General features: G+C 51.6%; 15 protein-coding genes. 1 reads left to right on the plus strand and 14 read right to left on the minus strand.

The window, feature by feature from the left end; translation table 11 throughout:
* Window positions 1-3 precede the first annotated feature (3 nt).
* The 5 genes from ACMGGS_RS09140 to ACMGGS_RS09160 all read right to left on the minus strand — a co-directional run bounded on the left by ACMGGS_RS09140 (window position 4) and on the right by ACMGGS_RS09160 (window position 7,370).
* A complete protein-coding gene (locus ACMGGS_RS09140; protein ID WP_414165828.1) occupies window positions 4-1,185 on the minus strand; it encodes an amino acid ABC transporter permease in 1,182 nt (393 codons plus the stop codon).
* A 69-nt stretch (window positions 1,186-1,254) separates the two neighbouring features.
* Window positions 1,255-2,280 carry an amino acid ABC transporter substrate-binding protein gene (locus tag ACMGGS_RS09145; protein WP_414165829.1) on the minus strand — a complete coding sequence of 342 codons (1,026 nt, stop codon included), beginning with the start codon at window positions 2,278-2,280 and terminating at the stop codon, window positions 1,255-1,257.
* A 365-nt stretch (window positions 2,281-2,645) separates the two neighbouring features.
* Window positions 2,646-2,867, minus strand: a complete 222-nt coding sequence (locus ACMGGS_RS09150) for a hypothetical protein (RefSeq protein ID WP_176920164.1) — start codon at window positions 2,865-2,867, stop codon at window positions 2,646-2,648.
* 232 nt (window positions 2,868-3,099) lie between these two features.
* Window positions 3,100-6,213 carry an efflux RND transporter permease subunit gene (locus tag ACMGGS_RS09155; RefSeq protein ID WP_414165830.1) on the minus strand — a complete coding sequence of 1,038 codons (3,114 nt, stop codon included), beginning with the start codon at window positions 6,211-6,213 and terminating at the stop codon, window positions 3,100-3,102.
* 11 nt (window positions 6,214-6,224) lie between these two features.
* Window positions 6,225-7,370 (minus strand): efflux RND transporter periplasmic adaptor subunit, encoded by a 1,146-nt coding sequence (locus ACMGGS_RS09160; protein ID WP_414165831.1) that lies wholly within the window; start codon window positions 7,368-7,370, stop codon window positions 6,225-6,227.
* 363 nt (window positions 7,371-7,733) lie between these two features.
* Between ACMGGS_RS09160 and envR the strand changes: the two genes are divergently transcribed.
* Window positions 7,734-8,384, plus strand: a complete 651-nt coding sequence (gene envR, locus ACMGGS_RS09165; RefSeq protein WP_414165832.1) for an acrEF/envCD operon transcriptional regulator — start codon at window positions 7,734-7,736, stop codon at window positions 8,382-8,384.
* 17 nt (window positions 8,385-8,401) lie between these two features.
* On the opposite strand, the gene ACMGGS_RS09170 is transcribed toward envR, so the two are convergent.
* The 9 genes from ACMGGS_RS09170 to ACMGGS_RS09210 form a co-directional block, all read right to left on the minus strand.
* Window positions 8,402-10,462, minus strand: a complete 2,061-nt coding sequence (locus ACMGGS_RS09170; RefSeq protein ID WP_414166232.1) for a putative bifunctional diguanylate cyclase/phosphodiesterase — start codon at window positions 10,460-10,462, stop codon at window positions 8,402-8,404.
* A gap of 145 nt (window positions 10,463-10,607) precedes the next feature.
* A complete protein-coding gene (locus ACMGGS_RS09175; RefSeq protein ID WP_414165833.1) occupies window positions 10,608-10,769 on the minus strand; it encodes a DUF2556 family protein in 162 nt (53 codons plus the stop codon).
* 184 nt (window positions 10,770-10,953) lie between these two features.
* Window positions 10,954-11,250 (minus strand): DNA-binding transcriptional regulator Fis, encoded by a 297-nt coding sequence (fis, locus tag ACMGGS_RS09180; RefSeq protein ID WP_000462905.1) that lies wholly within the window; start codon window positions 11,248-11,250, stop codon window positions 10,954-10,956.
* Window positions 11,251-11,274: 24 nt separating this feature from the next.
* On the minus strand, window positions 11,275-12,240 hold the full coding sequence (gene dusB / locus ACMGGS_RS09185) for a tRNA dihydrouridine synthase DusB (RefSeq protein WP_176920159.1): 966 nt from the start codon (window positions 12,238-12,240) through the stop codon (window positions 11,275-11,277).
* A gap of 357 nt (window positions 12,241-12,597) precedes the next feature.
* Window positions 12,598-13,479, minus strand: a complete 882-nt coding sequence (gene prmA / locus ACMGGS_RS09190; protein WP_414165834.1) for a 50S ribosomal protein L11 methyltransferase — start codon at window positions 13,477-13,479, stop codon at window positions 12,598-12,600.
* Window positions 13,480-13,490: 11 nt separating this feature from the next.
* Entirely contained in the window at window positions 13,491-14,942 is a 1,452-nt protein-coding gene (panF, locus tag ACMGGS_RS09195) for a sodium/pantothenate symporter (protein WP_414165835.1), read from the minus strand.
* The gene (locus ACMGGS_RS09200) at window positions 14,932-15,174 is read right to left on the minus strand and encodes a YhdT family protein (protein WP_103675597.1); all 243 of its coding nucleotides are present in this window, start codon (window positions 15,172-15,174) and stop codon (window positions 14,932-14,934) included. Before ACMGGS_RS09200 ends, panF begins: the two co-directional genes overlap by 11 nt.
* 110 nt (window positions 15,175-15,284) lie before the next feature.
* The gene (locus ACMGGS_RS09205; protein ID WP_414165836.1) at window positions 15,285-17,222 is read right to left on the minus strand and encodes a M60 family metallopeptidase; all 1,938 of its coding nucleotides are present in this window, start codon (window positions 17,220-17,222) and stop codon (window positions 15,285-15,287) included.
* Window positions 17,223-17,514: 292 nt separating this feature from the next.
* Window positions 17,515-18,459 carry a sugar kinase gene (locus ACMGGS_RS09210; protein ID WP_414166233.1) on the minus strand — a complete coding sequence of 315 codons (945 nt, stop codon included), beginning with the start codon at window positions 18,457-18,459 and terminating at the stop codon, window positions 17,515-17,517.
* Between the last annotated feature and the right edge of the window lie 19 nt (window positions 18,460-18,478).

The following is an 18,478-nucleotide window of genomic DNA, read 5'->3' on the forward strand; positions in this document are numbered from 1 at the left end:
TCCTTAACGCTCAATCAGCGCAATGCGGCGGTTATAGATATTCATCAGCAGGGAGATGATGAGACTGATAATCAGATAGACCGACATCGTGATAGCAATGGTTTCTATGGCCTGACCGGTCTGATTCAGCACCGTACCGGCGAAAAGGGAAACCATATCCGGATAGCCAATCGCGGCCGCAAGCGATGAATTTTTGACAATATTAAGATACTGACTGGTGAGCGGAGGTATGATCACCCGCAGCGCCTGTGGAATAATCACCTGGCGCAATGTGACCGGATTCGGCAGACCTAAAGAGCGCGCCGCCTCATGTTGACCGTGGGGAACAGCCTGGATCCCGGCACGAATAATTTCAGCAATAAATGTCGAGGTATACACCGACAACGCCAGCGTTAGCGCCGCCAGTTCCGGGATTAGCGCCATCCCGCCGCGGAAGTTAAAGCCGCGTAATTGAGGGACGTCCCAGTGCAATGCGGCACCAAATATCCAGTGCGCAATCAGTGGCAGAACAATAAACAGTATCAGGATGATCGGCCAGGAACGTCGCAGCTGTCCGGTTTTGAGCTGATGCGCTTTGTTATAGCGATACAGGCCAACCGAGAGCGCGACAGCGAGCACGAGCGCCATAAGAAACGCGACCAGACCTTCTGCCATTTGCGGAGCTGGAATATATAACCCACGGTTGCTCAGAAACACCAGTTCGAAGGCATTAACCGCCTGCCGTGGACCGGGCAGGTTGCGTAACACAGCAAAATACCAGAAGAAAATTTGCAACAGTGGCGGAATATTACGAAAGGTCTCGATATAAACCGTGGATATTTTACGCAGCAACCAGTTATCCGATAAACGAGCCAGGCCGAGAAAAAAGCCTAAAAAAGACGCGAAAACAATACACAGCGCAGACACCAGCAACGTGTTATATAGCCCGACGAGGAATACCCGACCGTAGGTATCTCCCTGTTCGTAATCAATAAGATGCTGCACTATACCGAACCCGGCGCTGCGATCGAGAAACGCAAAACCAGACGTAATACCACGATTATTCAGGTTAGTTATCGTGTTATGGATTAAATACACCGCGATGCTGACTACAGCAACTATCGCGATAATCTGAAACAGCCAGGCACGAACCGCAGGGTTAGAAAAGGACCACGATCCTTTTACGGCTGGGCGGCGATGGGACATAAGCAAACCTCTGTTACCATGACTCTGGGCTGGGTGCCGCTGGCGCGGCACCCGTTACATCGCATTGTCTTAACGTACCGGTGGAGCGTACTGAATCCCGCCGTTGTTCCAGAGATTGTTCTGACCGCGTTTAATTTTCAGTGGGCTTTCAGAACCCACGTTACGTTCGAAAACTTCGGCATAGTTACCGACTTCTTTGATAATGTTGTAAGCCCACTTATTATCCAGCTTCAGATCCTTGCCATAGTCACCCTCTTTACCTAACAGATGTGCCATATCCGGTGTGGCAGGATTTGCTGCTTTTTCATCGACGTTTTTCGAGGTGATGCCCATTTCTTCAGCATTCAGCATGGCAAACAGCGTCCAGCGCACGACGGCAAACCACTCGTCGTCACCGCGACGCACCACCGGACCCAGCGGCTCTTTAGAGATCACTTCCGGCAGGACAAGCCATTCGGCAGGATTGCTGAGCTTGATACGCAGGGCATAAAGTTGCGACTGGTCAGAAGCCAGCGTATCGCAACGGCCGGACTCCAGCGCTTTAGCCGATTCATCGGAGCGATCGAAGGTGACAGGAGTGTATTTCATATTGTTGGATTTAAAATAATCCGCCACGTTCAGTTCTGTATCCGTCCCTGCCTGAATACATACCGTCGCACCATCGAGTTCTTTGGCGCTTTTCAGGCCGGCTTTATTGTGCGTCAGAAAACCGATACCGTCATAATACGTTACGCCAGTGAAAGCCATTCCCATGCCGGCATCGCGTGATGACGTCCAGGTGGTATTACGTGACAGCATATCTACTTCACCGGATTGCAGCGCGGTGAAACGTTCCTTCGCCGTCAGCGGGGTATATTTCACTTTGCTATCGTCACCAAACAGGGCAGCAGCAACGCCCCGGCAGATGTCCACATCAATACCGGTAAACTTACCGTCAGCATCCGCATAAGAAAAACCAGGCAGTCCGTCACTGATCCCGCACTGCACGAAACCTTTCTTTTTCACAGCATCAAAAGTGGCACCCGCATGTGCCTGGCTGGTAACCGCGAGAAGCATACCGGCAGCGGCCAGGCTGGCTAACATCATCTTTTTCATAAAGCATCCTGTGTGGCGAAAATTTATCGTTATATAGAGGCGTCCGGGACAGCGGCTGAACCCGGTCTGTGGCTGTGGCCATACTTTATAAAGCAAAGGTAGTGCCAGTTTTGCGTGCGCTGAAAAGCGAACACATCAGGCTGAGTGTAGAAGTAAGAAACGTGTTTTAGCGCCCCGGTCTGGTGCGAAAATGAAACGTATGCCACAAATCAGAGCAAAAATGTTTCATAAATGAGAGGCTGATATCAGGTAATAAAGCGCGTGAATATAACGTTACTATGGAAGCGTCGGTGAAGACGTTAAAAGCGGATTCGGGCGGAGAAAGGTGAAAGCAACAGCGCGGAAACGATCCGCGCTGTAGGGAGTTATTTTGTTAACGCAACAATCCCCAGCGTCAGGCCGGCAAGTGCAGCGGCCCCGCCAGCGACCGCGCCTGCGGTCTCCCAGTTATCCTGGGTTGTCCCTTTCATACAGGTATTCGTGTGCACCAGGCGGCCCTGATCGTCATAAACCGGTACGCACGGAGAATCATGAGCACAGCCCGCGAGAAAAGTAGTCAGCAGTGCAACGGCAATAAAGTTCTTCATGGTGTTACCTCTAAAAAAGCCTCGTTCAGCGCCGCAGAGTCGCGGCATCGGGCGTTAAGGATATTTTACCATTCAACGTAATTATTGTTATGGGGGGAATACTCTCAAATTATTTGGTCTGTAAATATTATGGAGGGAGAGACAGCAAAACGGGTGGACTATGGAGAAATGATGAAGGCAAAACAAGAAAGCATAATCAACAAAGGCACCAGCGGTGCCTTTGTTGTGGTACTTACTTCGTGCGGCGGGCTGACCAGCCCCGGATAACCACAAAGAAGACGGGCACAAAGAAAATCGCCAGTAACGTTGCGGAGATCATACCACCCATTACCCCGATACCCACAGCATTTTGCGCGCCGCTCCCGGCACCGCTGCTTTTGGCCAGTGGCAATACGCCGAGAATAAATGCCAGCGAGGTCATCAGGATAGGGCGCAGACGCATACGTGAAGACTCAATAGTGGCCTCAATCAGCCCCTTGCCCTCTTTCTCCATCAGCTCTTTGGCAAATTCAACGATCAGAATGGCGTTCTTGGCGGAAAGGCCAATGGTCGTTAGCAGCCCCACTTTAAAGTAAACGTCATTACTCTTATCAAAGAGGGCAGCCGCCAGCAGTACGCCGACAATCCCCAGCGGCACCACCAGCATTACGGAGAATGGAATCGACCAGCTTTCATAAAGTGCCGCCAGACACAGGAACACCACCACCATCGACAGCGCGATCAACGCCGGGGCCTGGTCTCCGGATAGCCGTTCCTGGTAGGACAACCCTGTCCAGTCGTAACCGATACCGGCAGGCAGTTTCGAGGCTATGCTTTCCATCAATGCCATCGCGTCGCCCGAACTTTTTCCTGGAGCAGGCTCCCCGATAATTTCCATTGAAGGCAGGCCATTATAACGTTCCAGACGCGGCGAACCGTAGGCCCAGTGAGCGGTACTGAACGCGGAGAAGGGGACCATCTCATTGTTCGCACCGCGGACATACAGATTGTTGATATCTGATGGCAGCATACGGAATTTTGCATCGGCCTGAACGTAAACCTTCTTCACACGGCCACGATCGATAAAGTCGTTCACGTAAGTTCCGCCCAGCGCTGAGGAAATCGTCTCGTTAACATCGGAGAGCGAAACGCCAAGCGCCTGGGCTTTCTCCTGATCGACATCCAGTTTGAACTGCGGTGTATCTTCCAGCCCGTTCGGACGCATATTAATCAGCGTGTCAGGATGCTGCATTGCCATACCCAAAAGCTGGTTGCGCGCCTGAGTGAGTGCAGAGTGACCGAGACCAGCTTGATCGATAAGCTCAAAGTCAAAGCCCGTACCGGTACCCAGCTCTGAAATCGCCGGCATGTTGAATGGAATTACCCGAGCGTCACGTATCTGACTAAGCGCTCTCATGGCGCGAGCGATAACGGCCTGTGCGCTATTTTCTTTACCGCTACGCTCCTCCCACGGCTTCAGGCTGACAAATGCCAGCCCGGCATTCTGCCCCTGACCGCTAAAGCTAAAACCGTTAACCGTAAAGACGCTCTGGACGTTGGCTTTCTCATTTTTCAGGTAGTAATCGGTTACCTGTTCCATGACTTTCTGGGTGCGTTCCTGCGTCGCCCCGGCAGGAAGCTGAACCATCGTCATGAAGACGCCCTGATCTTCATCCGGCAGGAAAGAGGTCGGCAGGCGGACAAACAGTACCGACATGCCGACGACGATCAGCAGATAAATCACCAGGTAGCGGCCAGTTTTACGCACAATGCCGCTTACGCTATTGGTGTAGTGGCTGATGCTGCCATCAAATACCCGGTTAAACCAGCCAAAGAAGCCACCTTTATTACTGTGCTTCTCAGGAGAAACAGGTTTAAGCAGCGTGGCGCACAGCGCGGGCGTCAGGATCATCGCCACCAGTACCGAAAGCGCCATCGCCGAGACGATAGTGATGGAGAACTGGCGATAAATGGCCCCTGTAGAGCCGCCGGAAAACGCCATCGGCACAAATACGGCGGACAGCACCATCGCAATACCTACCAGCGCGCCCTGGATTTGCGTCATGGATTTCTCCGTCGCCTCTTTAGGCGGCAGATGCTCCTCATGCATCACGCGCTCGACGTTCTCAACGACGACAATGGCGTCGTCCACCAGTAGCCCTATCGCCAGCACCATACCGAACATCGTCAGGGTATTGATGGAGAAGCCGAAGGCGTCAAGGATAGCGAAAGTACCCAGCAGCACAACCGGCACCGCAATGGTTGGGATCAGCGTGGCGCGGATGTTTTGCAGGAACAGGTACATTACCAGGAACACCAGGACAATCGCTTCGAAAAGCGTTTTAACCACTTCGCGAATAGAGATTTGCACGAAAGGCGTGGTGTCGTAGGGATAAACCGCCCTTACGCCGTGCGGAAAGAACGGCGCCAGTTCGGCCAGTTTAGTTTTAACCGCGGCTGCGGTATCCAGCGCGTTGGCGCCCGTCGCCAGTTTAATCCCCAGACCTGTAGCAGGACGGCCATTGATGCGGGTCACCATGTTGTAGTTTTCGCCGCCAAGCTCAATGCGCGCGACATCCTTCAGGCGAACAACCGAACCATCCGCATTGACCCGCAGCGTTACTTTGCCGAACTCTTCCGGATCTTTCAGTCTCGTCTGGGCGATAATCGAGGCGTTCAACTGCTGCCCTTTGACCGCAGGCGTACCGCCGAGCTGGCCCGCGGCGATCTGGTCGTTCTGCACTTTAAGCTGATTAATAATATCAACCGGCGTCAGCTGATATTTATTCAGCAGGTTAGCATCCAGCCAGATACGCATCGCGTACTGTGCGCCAAACAGTTGGACGTCACCTACGCCATTAAGGCGGCTCAGCGGGTCTTTGACGTTCGACCCTACATAGTCGGCAATATCTTCCTGTGTAGTGTTCGGATCGTCAGAGACGAAGCCCGCCACCATCAGGAAACTGCTGGTAGATTTCTTAACGGAAATCCCCTGCTGCTGAACTTCCTGCGGCAGTAACGGTGTTGCCAGCTGGAGTTTATTCTGCACCTGCACCTGAGCGATATCCGGGTTGGTACCGGACTGGAAGGTGAGGGTAATCGTTACCCCGCCCGCGGAGTCGCTGGTGGAGGACATGTACATCAGGTTATCGATACCGTTCATATTCTGTTCGATAACCTGCGTTACGGTATCCTGCACCGTCTGCGCGTCTGCGCCGGGATAGGTGGCCGAGACGGAAACCGCCGGCGGCGCGATCGTCGGATACTGCGCAACGGGCATTTGTAAGATCGCCATCACGCCCGCCATCATTAAGATGATGGCCAGCACCCACGCAAAAATAGGTCGTCTGATAAAAAAGTTAGCCATTTGCGGTCGCCTTATTGTGCTGGTTTAACCGCAGGTTCATCATCGGCCACAGCCTTGACGGTAGCGCCCGGCGCGGCTTTTTGTAACCCGCTGACAATGACTTTGTCACCCTCTTTCAAACCGCTACTGATCAACCATTTATCGCCAATCGCCTGCGAAGCCGTAACGTTACGCAGTTCAACTTTATTTTCACTATTTACCACCAGTACCGTGGCATCACCGCGTGGAGTACGGGTTACGCCCTGCTGTGGAACCAGGATGGCATCAGGCTGAACACCCTCATCAATACGCGCACGGACAAACATCCCCGGCAGGAGTTGATGTTGAGGGTTCGGGAAAATCGCACGCAGCGTAATGGATCCGGTATTTTCATCGACCGTCACATCAGAGAACTGCAGGGTGCCTTTCTCGGGGTAAGGCTGACCATTCTCCATTACCAGCTCAACGCTGCTGGCCTCATTGCCCTTCTGCAGGCTGGCCTGCTTGAGGCGCATAAAATCGTTGCTCGATTGCGTCACATCAACATAGATAGGATCTAACTGCTGCACGGTGGCCAGCGCATTCGCCTGACCGTTCGTCACCAGCGCGCCTTCGGTTACGAACGATTTACCGATGCGACCGCTAATCGGCGAGGTGACTTTGGTGTATGCCAGGTTGATACGCGCGGTTTCAACCGCCGCCTTTGCGGCCAGAACGCCGGCGTCAGCCTGACGGGCGTCCGCCACTGCCTGATCGTATTCCTGCTGGCTGATGTATTTGGTCCCCAGCAGCGGCGTATAGCGTTTTACCGTCAGATGAGCGATGTTAGCCGCGGCTTCACTTTTCGCGAGATCGCTTTTCGCGCTGTCCCAGGCGGCCTGATACGTTGCCGGATCGATCTGATAGAGAGATTGCCCAGCCTCAATGTCGCTACCTTCCGTAAAATTACGCGAGAGGATAATGCCGTTCACCTGCGGGCGGACTTCGGCGATACGAAACGCGGTGGTGCGGCCTGGCAGTTCAGTTGTGACTGTCAAAGGGGCGCTTTTCACAACATGAACTGTGACCTGCGGAGCCGGTAACTGCGGCTGTTGTTTCCCTTTATCATCACACCCTGCAAGAAGCGCGGCAGAGATGATTAAACCGGAAAGGAGTGTAGTCCTGGCGTGGATCGTCATTGCTGTTCCTTAAAAACCGAAAACCAGATTCGCCGAAAATCGGTGAAAGAAAAGGATTAATAAAAAAGCAGATGGTATCCTACAAATAATCATCGCTGGATGTAAGAAATACTTATTTATTGAGCATGCTCACGGCACATAAAAGCAAAAAATGTGCGCCATTGCGACACTTATTTAATGCCGGGAGGAGGATGTTATATTTACGTGGTGAATATAATTACAAAATGTATTCCCCTCAATTATTTTTATTGCCCTTTTTTTTGTGTAAAAATATTCCTTTGTGTCATTAATAATGCTTATTAATACGTAAATATTAATATCGTTGAGTAGTCATTGTATTCGTTGTGTTGAGGGCGACATCCTATGGCGAGGAAAACAAAAGCAGAAGCACTTAAGACCCGACAGATGCTGATCGAGTCTGCTATTGAACAGTTCGCACTGAATGGGGTGGCAAACACCACGCTAACGGACATTGCTGATGCCGCAGGCGTCACGCGCGGTGCAGTCTACTGGCACTTCACCAGCAAAATTGACATCTTTAATGCTATCTGGGAGCAGCAGGCACCATTGCGGGATATCATTTATCAGCAAACCAAAGAAGATGTTCATGCTAATCCGTTAATCCATTTACGTAACCAGTTTGTTACCGCATTACAATATATTGCAGCGGATACGCGTTTACGCGCACTCATGCAAATTTTGTATCACCGATGCGAATTTATTGATGACATGATGCCTGAAGAAAAAATCCGCCAAAAAATCGGGTTTAGTTACGAAAATGTGCGTCAGGTGTTAACGGAATCGATAGAGGCAGGCATACTTCCGGCAGATATTAACATCAATATTGTATTAATTATGTTGCATGGTTTTTTTAGCGGTGTAATAAAAAACTGGCTAATGGCACCGGAGAAGTTTGACCTTTATCGCCATGCGCCAGAGCTGGTGGATAATATTATGCTGGCCGTGAAGGCCACATCCACCCGCCCGATAATTAAAGAAGCCGTCGCCTGCTAAAAGGATACAGGCCACGGCTATTTCAGGCCCTGGGTAAATCCCATGACAGCGTCTGCGGTTACCGGTTTACCAAGCAAATAGCCCTGTAACGTATTGCAGCCTAATGCCGTCAGAAACTGCTGCTGCATTTCCGTTTCCACGCCTTCCGCGACAACTTTCAGATCCAGCGTCTTTGCCAGCGCGACAATCGCGGAAACGATGGTGACATCTTCTCCTTCGCCGCTAAGCTCATTGACGAACGCCTTATCAATCTTCAGTTCGCAGGCGGGCAATCGTTTAAGGTAGAGCAGGCTGGAGTAGCCGGTACCAAAATCGTCGATTGACGCTTTGACGCCCAGTTGGGTGAGCGCAGTAAGTATGCGCACACTTTCATCCGGATTGCTCATGGCCGTCGTTTCTGTCACTTCCAGGATCAGCATTTCCGGGGAAACCTTATGGCGCTCAAGGCTATCCATTACCGTCTTCACCAGCGAGGGTTGCTCAAACTGTAGCGTCGAAAGATTCACCGCCACCGACCAATCCGTATTGCCCTGTAAATGCCACTCGCGCAATTGGCGGCAGGCTTCGTCGATAACCCAGTTTCCAACAGGCACAATGAGACCCGTTTTTTCTGCCAGCGGCAGGAAAATGTCCGGCGTTAAAAGCCCCTGCTTTGGATGCTGCCAGCGGAGCAGGGCTTCAAAACCGATGACCGGACCCGCCGGAGCCTGAAATTTGGGTTGATAATAGAGCCGCAACTCTTCTCGCTCCATCGCCTGCCACAAGTCATTCATCAGTTGCAGTTGCGTCTGCGCCAGATGATTCATTGACGGCTGAAAAAAATGATAGCCATTACGGCCCATATGTTTGGTGTGATACATCGCCGCATCCGCGTTAAACATCAGTTCTCGTTCATCCTGACCATCGTAAGGATAGAGCGTGATGCCTACGCTAAGCGTCACCATAATTTCATACGGATCCAGATTAAATGGCCGATCAATCACGCTTACCAGCGCACTCGCCAGCGAAGCCGCTTCCTCAGGCGTTTTACTCTCCGCAAGCAGGACAAACTCATCGCCGCCAATCCGCGCCAGCGTATATTGCCCTTTCAGGATAGCGTGCAGGCGAGCGGTGACGGCGATGAGCAGCTTGTCGCCGATGTCATGTCCGTAGCCATCGTTTACATTCTTAAAGCCATCCAGATCCATAAACATCAGCGCAAACGTCGATGCTTCACGATCTGCTTTGCGGATCGCCTGTTCAAGACGGTCCTGCAACAAAATGCGGTTGGGTAAACGCGTTAATGTATCGTGGAGCGCCATTTCAGCCAGTTCACGATTGGCCTGCGCCAGCGAGGATGCCAGCAAAGAGGTGCGAGCCTGCAAGCGGGCGTCGAGCATTGAAACGATCAGCGTAATCGCCAGAATAGCCAGCGCCATCACGCTGACCAGCACGGCAAGCCAGTTGCCATTCATGCCCTGATGAAGGGCATGCGTATGAGGAGAAAAATGCGCCGCCATCATGCCGGTATAATGCATGCCAGCAATCGCAACCCCCATCAGCAATGCGGCACCCGCGCGCAAAACGGCAACCTGGGCAGCCTCGCGGCGAAGTCTGAACGTAAGCCATAGCGCAACCAGCGAGGCCAGCATAGCAATCAGTATCGAAACACCCACCCAGAAAAGATCCCAGACGACAGGTTCTGAGAGCTGAAGGGCGGCCATACCGGTGTAATGCATAGTGACGATGCCCGTCCCCATAATCAGGGAGCCGGGCAGCAGACGGCGGAGTCGTAGCCGCTCGGTGCTGACCAGCCAGAGGGCGAAAAGGGATGCACTGATAGCAATGCCTAACGAGAGCGTCGTCAGAACAGGATCGTAACGCTGGCTCATGGTCAGTTCCATCGCCAGCATGCCAATAAAGTGCATCGCCCAGATGCCGGTTCCCATTGCGAAACCGCCACCAACCAGCCAGATGTAAGCGACTTTACCGGCAGAATCGGCCACTCTCCCAGCCATGTTCAGGGCTGTGTAAGAAGCCAGAATGGCAACGATAAAAGAGACAACAACGAGGATTTGGTCGTAGTGGTTAACCGGCATCATGTCTTAACCCATTCGCAGTGGAACGTTCAGGCAATACCTGTTTGAGGGGGCAAAGACATTATCACTGTCCTGAGATAGCGCAAAGGAATTTTAGTCCGCGCTTTTTATGCGGAAAACGCCGCGTAATCAGGGACTCCAGGCGCTAGATGTCACTACAATTCACCAGTTTCAACGGGTTAACGGAGTCCATGTTCCGGCATTTGGCGTTTTCCGTCATCAACCACTCGATCCACTGCACGATCAAGGCGTCGAAAACAAAGATAAAAACGGCAAACAAAATCAGCCATCCATATTTACGAACCATTTTCTCATCCTGCGATCGGGGCGAAGTGCAGGCAATATACACGAAAAAAGGGTAAGGGAAAGGAGAAGCGCAGGACTTTACTTACACCGGATGAGGAGAGGATTTTTGCGGGCAAAAGGCAATAAAAAAGGCGCTTCCCCATGCCGAAGAGCGCCTTTTAAAACAAGCAGTTAACTGATTAGTATCAGTTCATGCCGTATTTTTTCAATTTTTTACGCAGCGTACCACGGTTGATGCCCATCATCAGGGCAGCACGGGTCTGGTTGCCACGGGTGTATTGCATCACCATGTCCAACAGGGGCTGTTCTACTTCAGCCAGTACCAGCTCGTAGAGGTCATTAACGTCCTGACCGTTCAGTTGAGCAAAATAGTTCTTCAGTGCCTGTTTAACCGAGTCACGCAGGGGTTTTTGAGTCACCTGGTCCTGAGAGTTAACGGTAGAAACGGTCAGTACGTCAGAATTTACGCGTTGTTCGAACATAGTTCTGTTAGCTCTTTATTTCTATTACGCAAGATTTTCGAAGTATGCCTCCAACGCCTCCAGCTGTTCGCTGGCATCATCTATGGCGTTGAATGTGCGCCGAAACTGGTCATCTGGCGCGTGCTCCTGAAGATACCAGGAGACGTGTTTACGCGCAATTCGGTACCCTTTTGCCTGGCCATAAAAGTCATGCAGTTCCCGAACATGCGTGCAAAGTAAGCGCTTAATCTCTGCCAGAGGCAGAGGGGGCAGCAACTTCCCAGTGTCCAGATAGTACTGGATTTCCCGAAAGATCCAGGGTCTTCCCTGAGCTGCGCGGCCTATCATCAGGGCATCAGCCCCTGTATAGTCGAGAACAGCTCTGGCTTTAAGCGGGTCAGTAATGTCACCATTCGCGATGATCGGAATGGAAACTTTCTGCTTAACCGTCCGAATGCTGTCGTACTCAGCGTCTCCGTTAAACAAGCAGGCGCGTGTGCGTCCGTGAATAGTCAGAGCCTGAATGCCACAGTCTTCAGCCAGTTGGGCAATTTCTACGCAGTTACGGTGTTCTGGAGCCCATCCGGTACGAATCTTTAGCGTCACAGGAACGTCCACCGCCTTCACAACACCGAGCAGGATAGACTTCACCAACTCCGGATATTGTAGCAGGGCTGAACCTGCAAGCTTACGATTCACCTTCTTCGCCGGGCAGCCCATATTGATATCAATAATCTGAGCGCCACTTTCCACGTTAATCCGTGCGGCTCCGGCCATCTCTTCAGGATCGCTTCCGGCAATTTGCACGGTGCGAATACCTGGCTCATCGACATGCACCATCCGTAAACGGGACTTGTCGCTCTCCCAAACCTGCGGGTTGGAGGACATCATCTCGGAAACGGTTAACCCTGCTCCCATTTCATAACACAGCGTCCTGAATGGTCTGTCGGTAATGCCAGCCATCGGCGCTGCGATCAGGCAATTTCTGAGCTGGTGGTGTCCGATACGCATGAGTTAAGAAATGACCACACTATGACTGCAAGGCGGCGTATATTACGCATTTTTTACACGAGATGAAAGGCCAAACTTTGACCAATCCTCTGTCCTGGATCAATGAATCGCAGTCAGGAGGGCTTCTTTTAAATAAATTGCTTTAAATATCAAGTTATTAACAAATTACGGCGATTTTGTATGCAATTATAAATTCGTAAAACTTCTCTTTTTTTCTTGCCGAAAGTACCGCGCTGACGGGATAAAAAGCTGTTTTAATGAGCAAAAAAACGTTTATGAATGCGATCGTGCTCTCATTTTTAGCTAAAAATATATCGAAACTATCAATAAGTACGCGGCCCGCAGGCCGCGTTGGGATTACTTTTTACGCCCGGTTATCCGGCACCACTCCTCTTTCTCAACCACCGGGTCGAGCGTAAAGCGGTCGGCATAAGCTTCGCATACGCTATCGGCCTGGCTTGCCAGAATGCCCGATAGCCCTAACAGGCCGCCCTGAACCGGAAGCACGCTGATAAGCGGCGCAAGCTCGCGTAGCGGGCCTGCGAGGATATTGGCGACCACGACATCTGCTTCCATTGTCTCCGGCTGCTCCTGCGGCAAATAAAGCTCAAGGCGCTCAGAAACCCCGTTACGCTCGGCGTTAGCACGGCTGGCCTGGATGGCCTGCGGATCGATATCAATACCGATGGCCTTCGCTGCGCCCAGCTTCAATGCAGCAATCGCCAGAATGCCGGAACCGCAACCAAAATCGATCACCGTTTTACCGTTGAGATCCAGCCCGTCGAGCCACTGTAAGCACAGTGAAGTGGTGGGATGCGTACCAGTGCCAAACGCCAGACCCGGATCGAGCATCACGTTGACGGCGTTTTCATCCGGCACATCGCGCCAGCTCGGGCAGATCCACAAACGCTCACCAAAGCGCATCGGGTGGAAATTATCCATCCATTCGCGCTCCCAGTCTTTATCTTCCAGCTGTTCGATTTTGTGCGTAAAACCGGCACCCAGCAGCGGATGCAGCTCCAGCGCGGCAACAACCTCTTTCATATCGGTTTCCGCATCGAACAGGCCAATAACGTCCGTATCGCCCCACAGGCGCGTTTCGCCCGGCAGCGGTTCAAACACCGGCGTGTCATGCGTGTCCTGGAAGGTAATGGACACCGCACCGGTCTCCATCAGCGCATCACTCAGCTCTTCGGCATTCGCGCCAGTTGTATTTAGTTTCAGTTGGATCCACGGCATGCAAAAACTCTTTATTTATCAGGAGAAATGACGGCGTCTTGCGGTACAGGTTGACCGAAACGGTTACCCACCACAAACGCCAGCAAACTTAACAGCAATGCAGGGACAATCGGATGAAAGCCCAGATACTGAATATTAAAGGAGGCGAGTACGGCATAAAGCACCCCACCGACCATCATCGCGCTTAGCGCCCCTGCGGCATTGGCGCGTTCCCAGTACAACCCCAGCACCAGCGGCCAGAGGAACACTGCTTCCAGCCCGCCGAAGGCCAGCAGGTTCAGCCAGATGATCATCTCAGGCGGACGCCACGCGGCGAGCAGCAGCAACGCGCCCAGAACCAGCGTAATCACCGCCGACATACGTTTGAGCCGACGCTCGTTTTGCAACTGCTCCGGACGCATATTCAGATACAGATCTTTAATGATAGTCGCAGAACTTTGCAGCAGTTGGGCATTAATGGTCGACATAATCGCCGCCATCGGCGCGGCGAGGAAAATCCCGGCGGCAAACGGCGGCAGGACTTTAACCATTAACGTCGGAATAACCAGATCCGGCACCGTCAGGCCGGGGATCACCGCGCGTCCCAGCGCGCCGGCCAGGTGCATGCCGAACATCAGGATCGCCACAACGATGGTGCCGATAATAATCCCGCGATGAACGGCTTTACTGTCTTTATAGGAGATGCAGCGCACGGCAGTATGCGGCAGGCCGATTACGCCAAAGCATACCAGTACCCAGAAAGAGGTCATAAAGGTTGGCCAGAGAATATCCTCCGCGCCCTGGGGGGAAACCAGTTTCGGATCGATAGTCTTTAGCGTTTCAACCGCGTGGCCTAAACCGCCAGCCGCATGCACGACGCCCACCAGCAGCACCAGGGTGCCAATCAGCATCACCATGCCCTGTAGGGTGTCGTTAAGCACGCTGGCGCGAAAACCGCCGAAGGCGGTATACAACGCGATGCTAATACCGAAGATCAGCAAACCGGTTTCATAGGGTATACCGGCGGCCGTCTCCAGCAGACGCGCGCCGCCGATAAACTGTACCGTCATCGCGCCGACAAACGCGACCAGCAGGCTCAGACTCGCCAGCCAGACCAGCAGACGGCTCCGGTAGCGGGCAAACAGCATGTCGTTAAGCGTGACGGCATTATAACGGCGGGCAAGTATAGCGAATTTTTTGCCGAGAATACCGAGTGAGAGCCAGATAGCAGGAAGCTGGATCATCGCCAGCAACACCCAGCCTAAGCCATATTTATATGCCGCGCCCGGGCCTCCGATAAACGAACTGGCGCTGATATACGTCGCCGTCAGCGTCATCGCCAGCACCACGCCACCCATTGAGCGGCTGCCGAGGAAATATTCGTTTAAAAAATTGCCTGATGCCCGTTTACGCATGGCATAAATTGACAGGCCAAATACGATTAGTAAGTACGCGATAAGCGGCAGGATCACTTCAGACTGCATCGTCGTCCTCCAGCGAAATATCGCGATAGATAAATTTCACCATCGCCCAGCACAGCACAATAAAGATCAGCGGCACCAGCAGACAGGCCATCTCAAACCAGTGCGGCAGACCGGTTATACCCTGCGCTGAACCTGGTAAGTAAGCACCCACTAACCATGCGGCGAGGTAAAGAAGCGTTAACCACAGCGCCCAGCGCGCCTCTTTATGAGCCTGAGCAAAACGTTTATTCATAGCTTTCCAGAGTCAGGAATGTCGTTATTCTGCGGTGATTGTACGGATAGAGAGGGCATTACCCAAAGATTTTCCGCTGTATCCGGCGAGGATACAGCGGAAAGCGAGGGTTAAATAGTCAAATGGAGGGCGACGTTCACATTGGCAGACCAGTTTTCATCGTGCCAGTCGAGGGCAATCAGATGCAGCGTGCCATGATATTCGCCCGCAGGCAGCTCGGGATTATCCGCAGCATAATAGCGAGTCACCAGCGTGGTGGTGGAACCTTCGGAACAGCCAACGGCGTCATTGACTTGCTGTGTATCGCAAAGGCCAGCATAACGTTGCCCGCGAAGTTTTATGAAAAACTGGCGATCGTTTTTATCGACGACCGGGACGGTCAATGTCGTCCAGCTCCAGTCAGGATCTGACCACACCAGTTTTGTCGGACCAGTTGACTGACTGTTGGTAACAAAAGCCGTGTTGTAACGACCGTCGGTGTTTTTGAGTTTCAGCTCTGCTTCGACGGATGTTTGCCCTTTCTGTAATTCCAGCGTGGTTTGCAACTCTTCAGAAGGCTCGATGACCTGAGGCAGTTTCATCGCGGCAATCTGATCGCTGGCATCGGTCGAGAAATCGACGCCCCAGTGGGTAAAAAACTTACGCAGATCGTGACCGGAATATTTGCTGGCGTTCACCACAAAGAAATCGACTTTTTCCTGTTTAGAGTCAACTTTGCCGCTTCCATTGTTGTAGTCATTGATTTCCCGGTACGCTTTGCCAAGTGCAGGGTAAAGATCGGGCCAGGAGGTTTCTAGCTGTGCGAACATCATTAGCTGGTGGAAGACATTGGTATCTGTGTCAATATCCCACGTTTCTCCAGACTTCAGGAAATTGCCTACCGCTTGCTGATCCCATTGAAATCCATTATACAGAAGGTTTTCATGGCACGTCTTGACATCCACTTCGCCTTTAGTGGCACGACATGCGGCAATCGAGTAGATATTCACTGTTGTTTCCGTTAAGCCGCTCCATGACCATCCCATCTGATTCTGATGACCAAACTCATGCCATTCGCCCCAGCTGGATTGGGTAGGGATGCTGCCGCCAAACCCGATGCCAATCCGGCCATCTCCACCTTCAGCCCAACAGCAGCTATTGTATGAGGCGATATCTAAACCGCGTAGCGCTTCGTGCAACGAGGATGATCCATCAATGCCGTTCAGTTTGTCGTAAACCATCGTATTGAGAACATGCTCACGCAGAGTTTGCTCAATATTATGGTCACGTGAAGCTTTTGCGACGTTATTGGCTGCGTAATAACGAGTTCGCCCATCAAAGAGTAATGTTTGTCCACTCACAGTGGCTTCCTGACTCATACTTTTCCATTCTTCCAGACTATTAATACCCAGTATAAATAGCGGATGAGCGCTGGTCGTCGTCGAAACGATATGAACAGGAACCAACGTATTTATATGGTTAAGAGAAGCCTCTTCGCTCGTGCCACGGCACTGTAGAAGTACAACACCTTTATGGGTAAATGTAATCGTTGTTTCAGCGTTAGGATTTAATGTAACTGCATCGACTGCCTGTGGCTCTTGATAATTATTTTCAAGCATGGACAGACATTTTACATCAGAAGGTTGGTTTTCTGTTCTGAGTGTTATGGTATCGCCAACGTCAGCATAACGGTGAATAAAAAAAGCCGGAGTACGTCCATCAGTCGTTGTCCTGGCTCTGGCATGATCGTGTTCTTCAATAACAGGAAGATGATAGGTACCTTCCTGTGCATCCGCATAAATAGCCATAGTGCGTTTCTGCCAGAAAAGCGGATCGTTGACGTTGGCCGAGCGGGAAAGCATCTGTTCCTGATTATTTTCAAGCTGTTGATATGTTAATCCAAACTGATCGAGCGTTTCATTAAATGCCACGCTATTTTTATAAGGCGTCCACCATGCGGCGTCCTCAGATGCGCTACTAACGTCCTGCGCGTTGGCAAAAGAAGCCATGCCTGGCGACAGCGAAAGTAACATTAATACTTTCGCGATATTGATTTTAAATCTACTCATGAAATAACTCCTTTTTTAATATAAACAAGCAATAACCAGGTTTTTATCTGGCGAGCTTGTCTTTCACGTCGTTATGCTAAATTGATAAGGTAAGCGTGAAAATTAAAGGAGGTTAGGAAAAGAGTTTATTGCTGAAGATAATGAATCAGTCGTTTTGTTTGATTGTGATTAATTAACGGTATATCAGGCTTGGGTTTTCTGGCGAATCAGCCGACGCTGATGCATGCTGAATTTGACCCCGGCCCGCTTCACGGTAGCGCAGCGTTGAAGACATCTGTAGCCGGGGTAGGCTTTACGGGCGAGGTTGATCCCGTAGAAAATTTTCAATGTCGGAAAGAGACGATATTCCCTCCATGGGTCCCTGTTGCATTACGGCGAGCGCGCCGCTGGCGTTGGCGTATTGCAACGCTTTCTGTGCCGAAAAGCCCGCCAGAAACAGGGCGACAAAGGTTGCGCCAAAACAGCCGCCCGCGCCTGTCGGGTCGACGCTATTAACCCTGTGACCGGCAATATGCAATGCCTGTAGCGTATTCTTCTCAAGCCGATAATAACTTGCGCCTTGCTGCGCGCGTTTTACCGCTACGTGTTTTACGCCGCTATGGAGAAGCTCGCTAATAATCTCTTCCGGAGGCTGATTTTTATAACGTGCGAAAAAAGGTAGCTCACTTTCGCTGGGCAGAAAAATATCTGTGTATTCAACCAGATAATCAAGAGCCTGCGCCATTTCAGGAATATTAAGCATCTCTTTACGGATATTGGGATCGAAGGACACGGTACCGCCAGCATCTTTAATGACGGTAATTGCTTTACGCATCGCGTCAATCATTCGGAAAGAGAATAATGACGAACCCATAATATGAATATGCGTACACTGGCGCAGCAGCTCGGTATCAATATGCTTAGCGGCAAACAGGCCACAGGCGCTATTGGGAATGTTAAAAACGAAGTCGCGATCCTCCGGAGTACGGTAGCTTACGAACGCCGTACCTGTAACAGCATTATCTATCACATGAATACCATCGGTAATCACGCCTTCATGACGCAATCTCTCAATATTCAGCCGACCGAAATCATCGCTGCCCACGCAACCAAATATGATTGCCCGATGGGCGAGCTTTGCGACCTGAGCGGCGAAAATCGCAGGTGCCCCGCTGGGAAATGGCCCCACAAATTCGCCTGGCTGAGTGAATTTTTGCTGCGGATCCCGGGACAAAAACTCGACCAATAATTCACCCATGGTACAAATGGTAAGTGTC

Origin of the sequence: Superficieibacter sp. BNK-5 (assembly GCF_047456055.1) — a bacterium.
GTDB lineage: Bacteria > Pseudomonadota > Gammaproteobacteria > Enterobacterales > Enterobacteriaceae > Superficieibacter.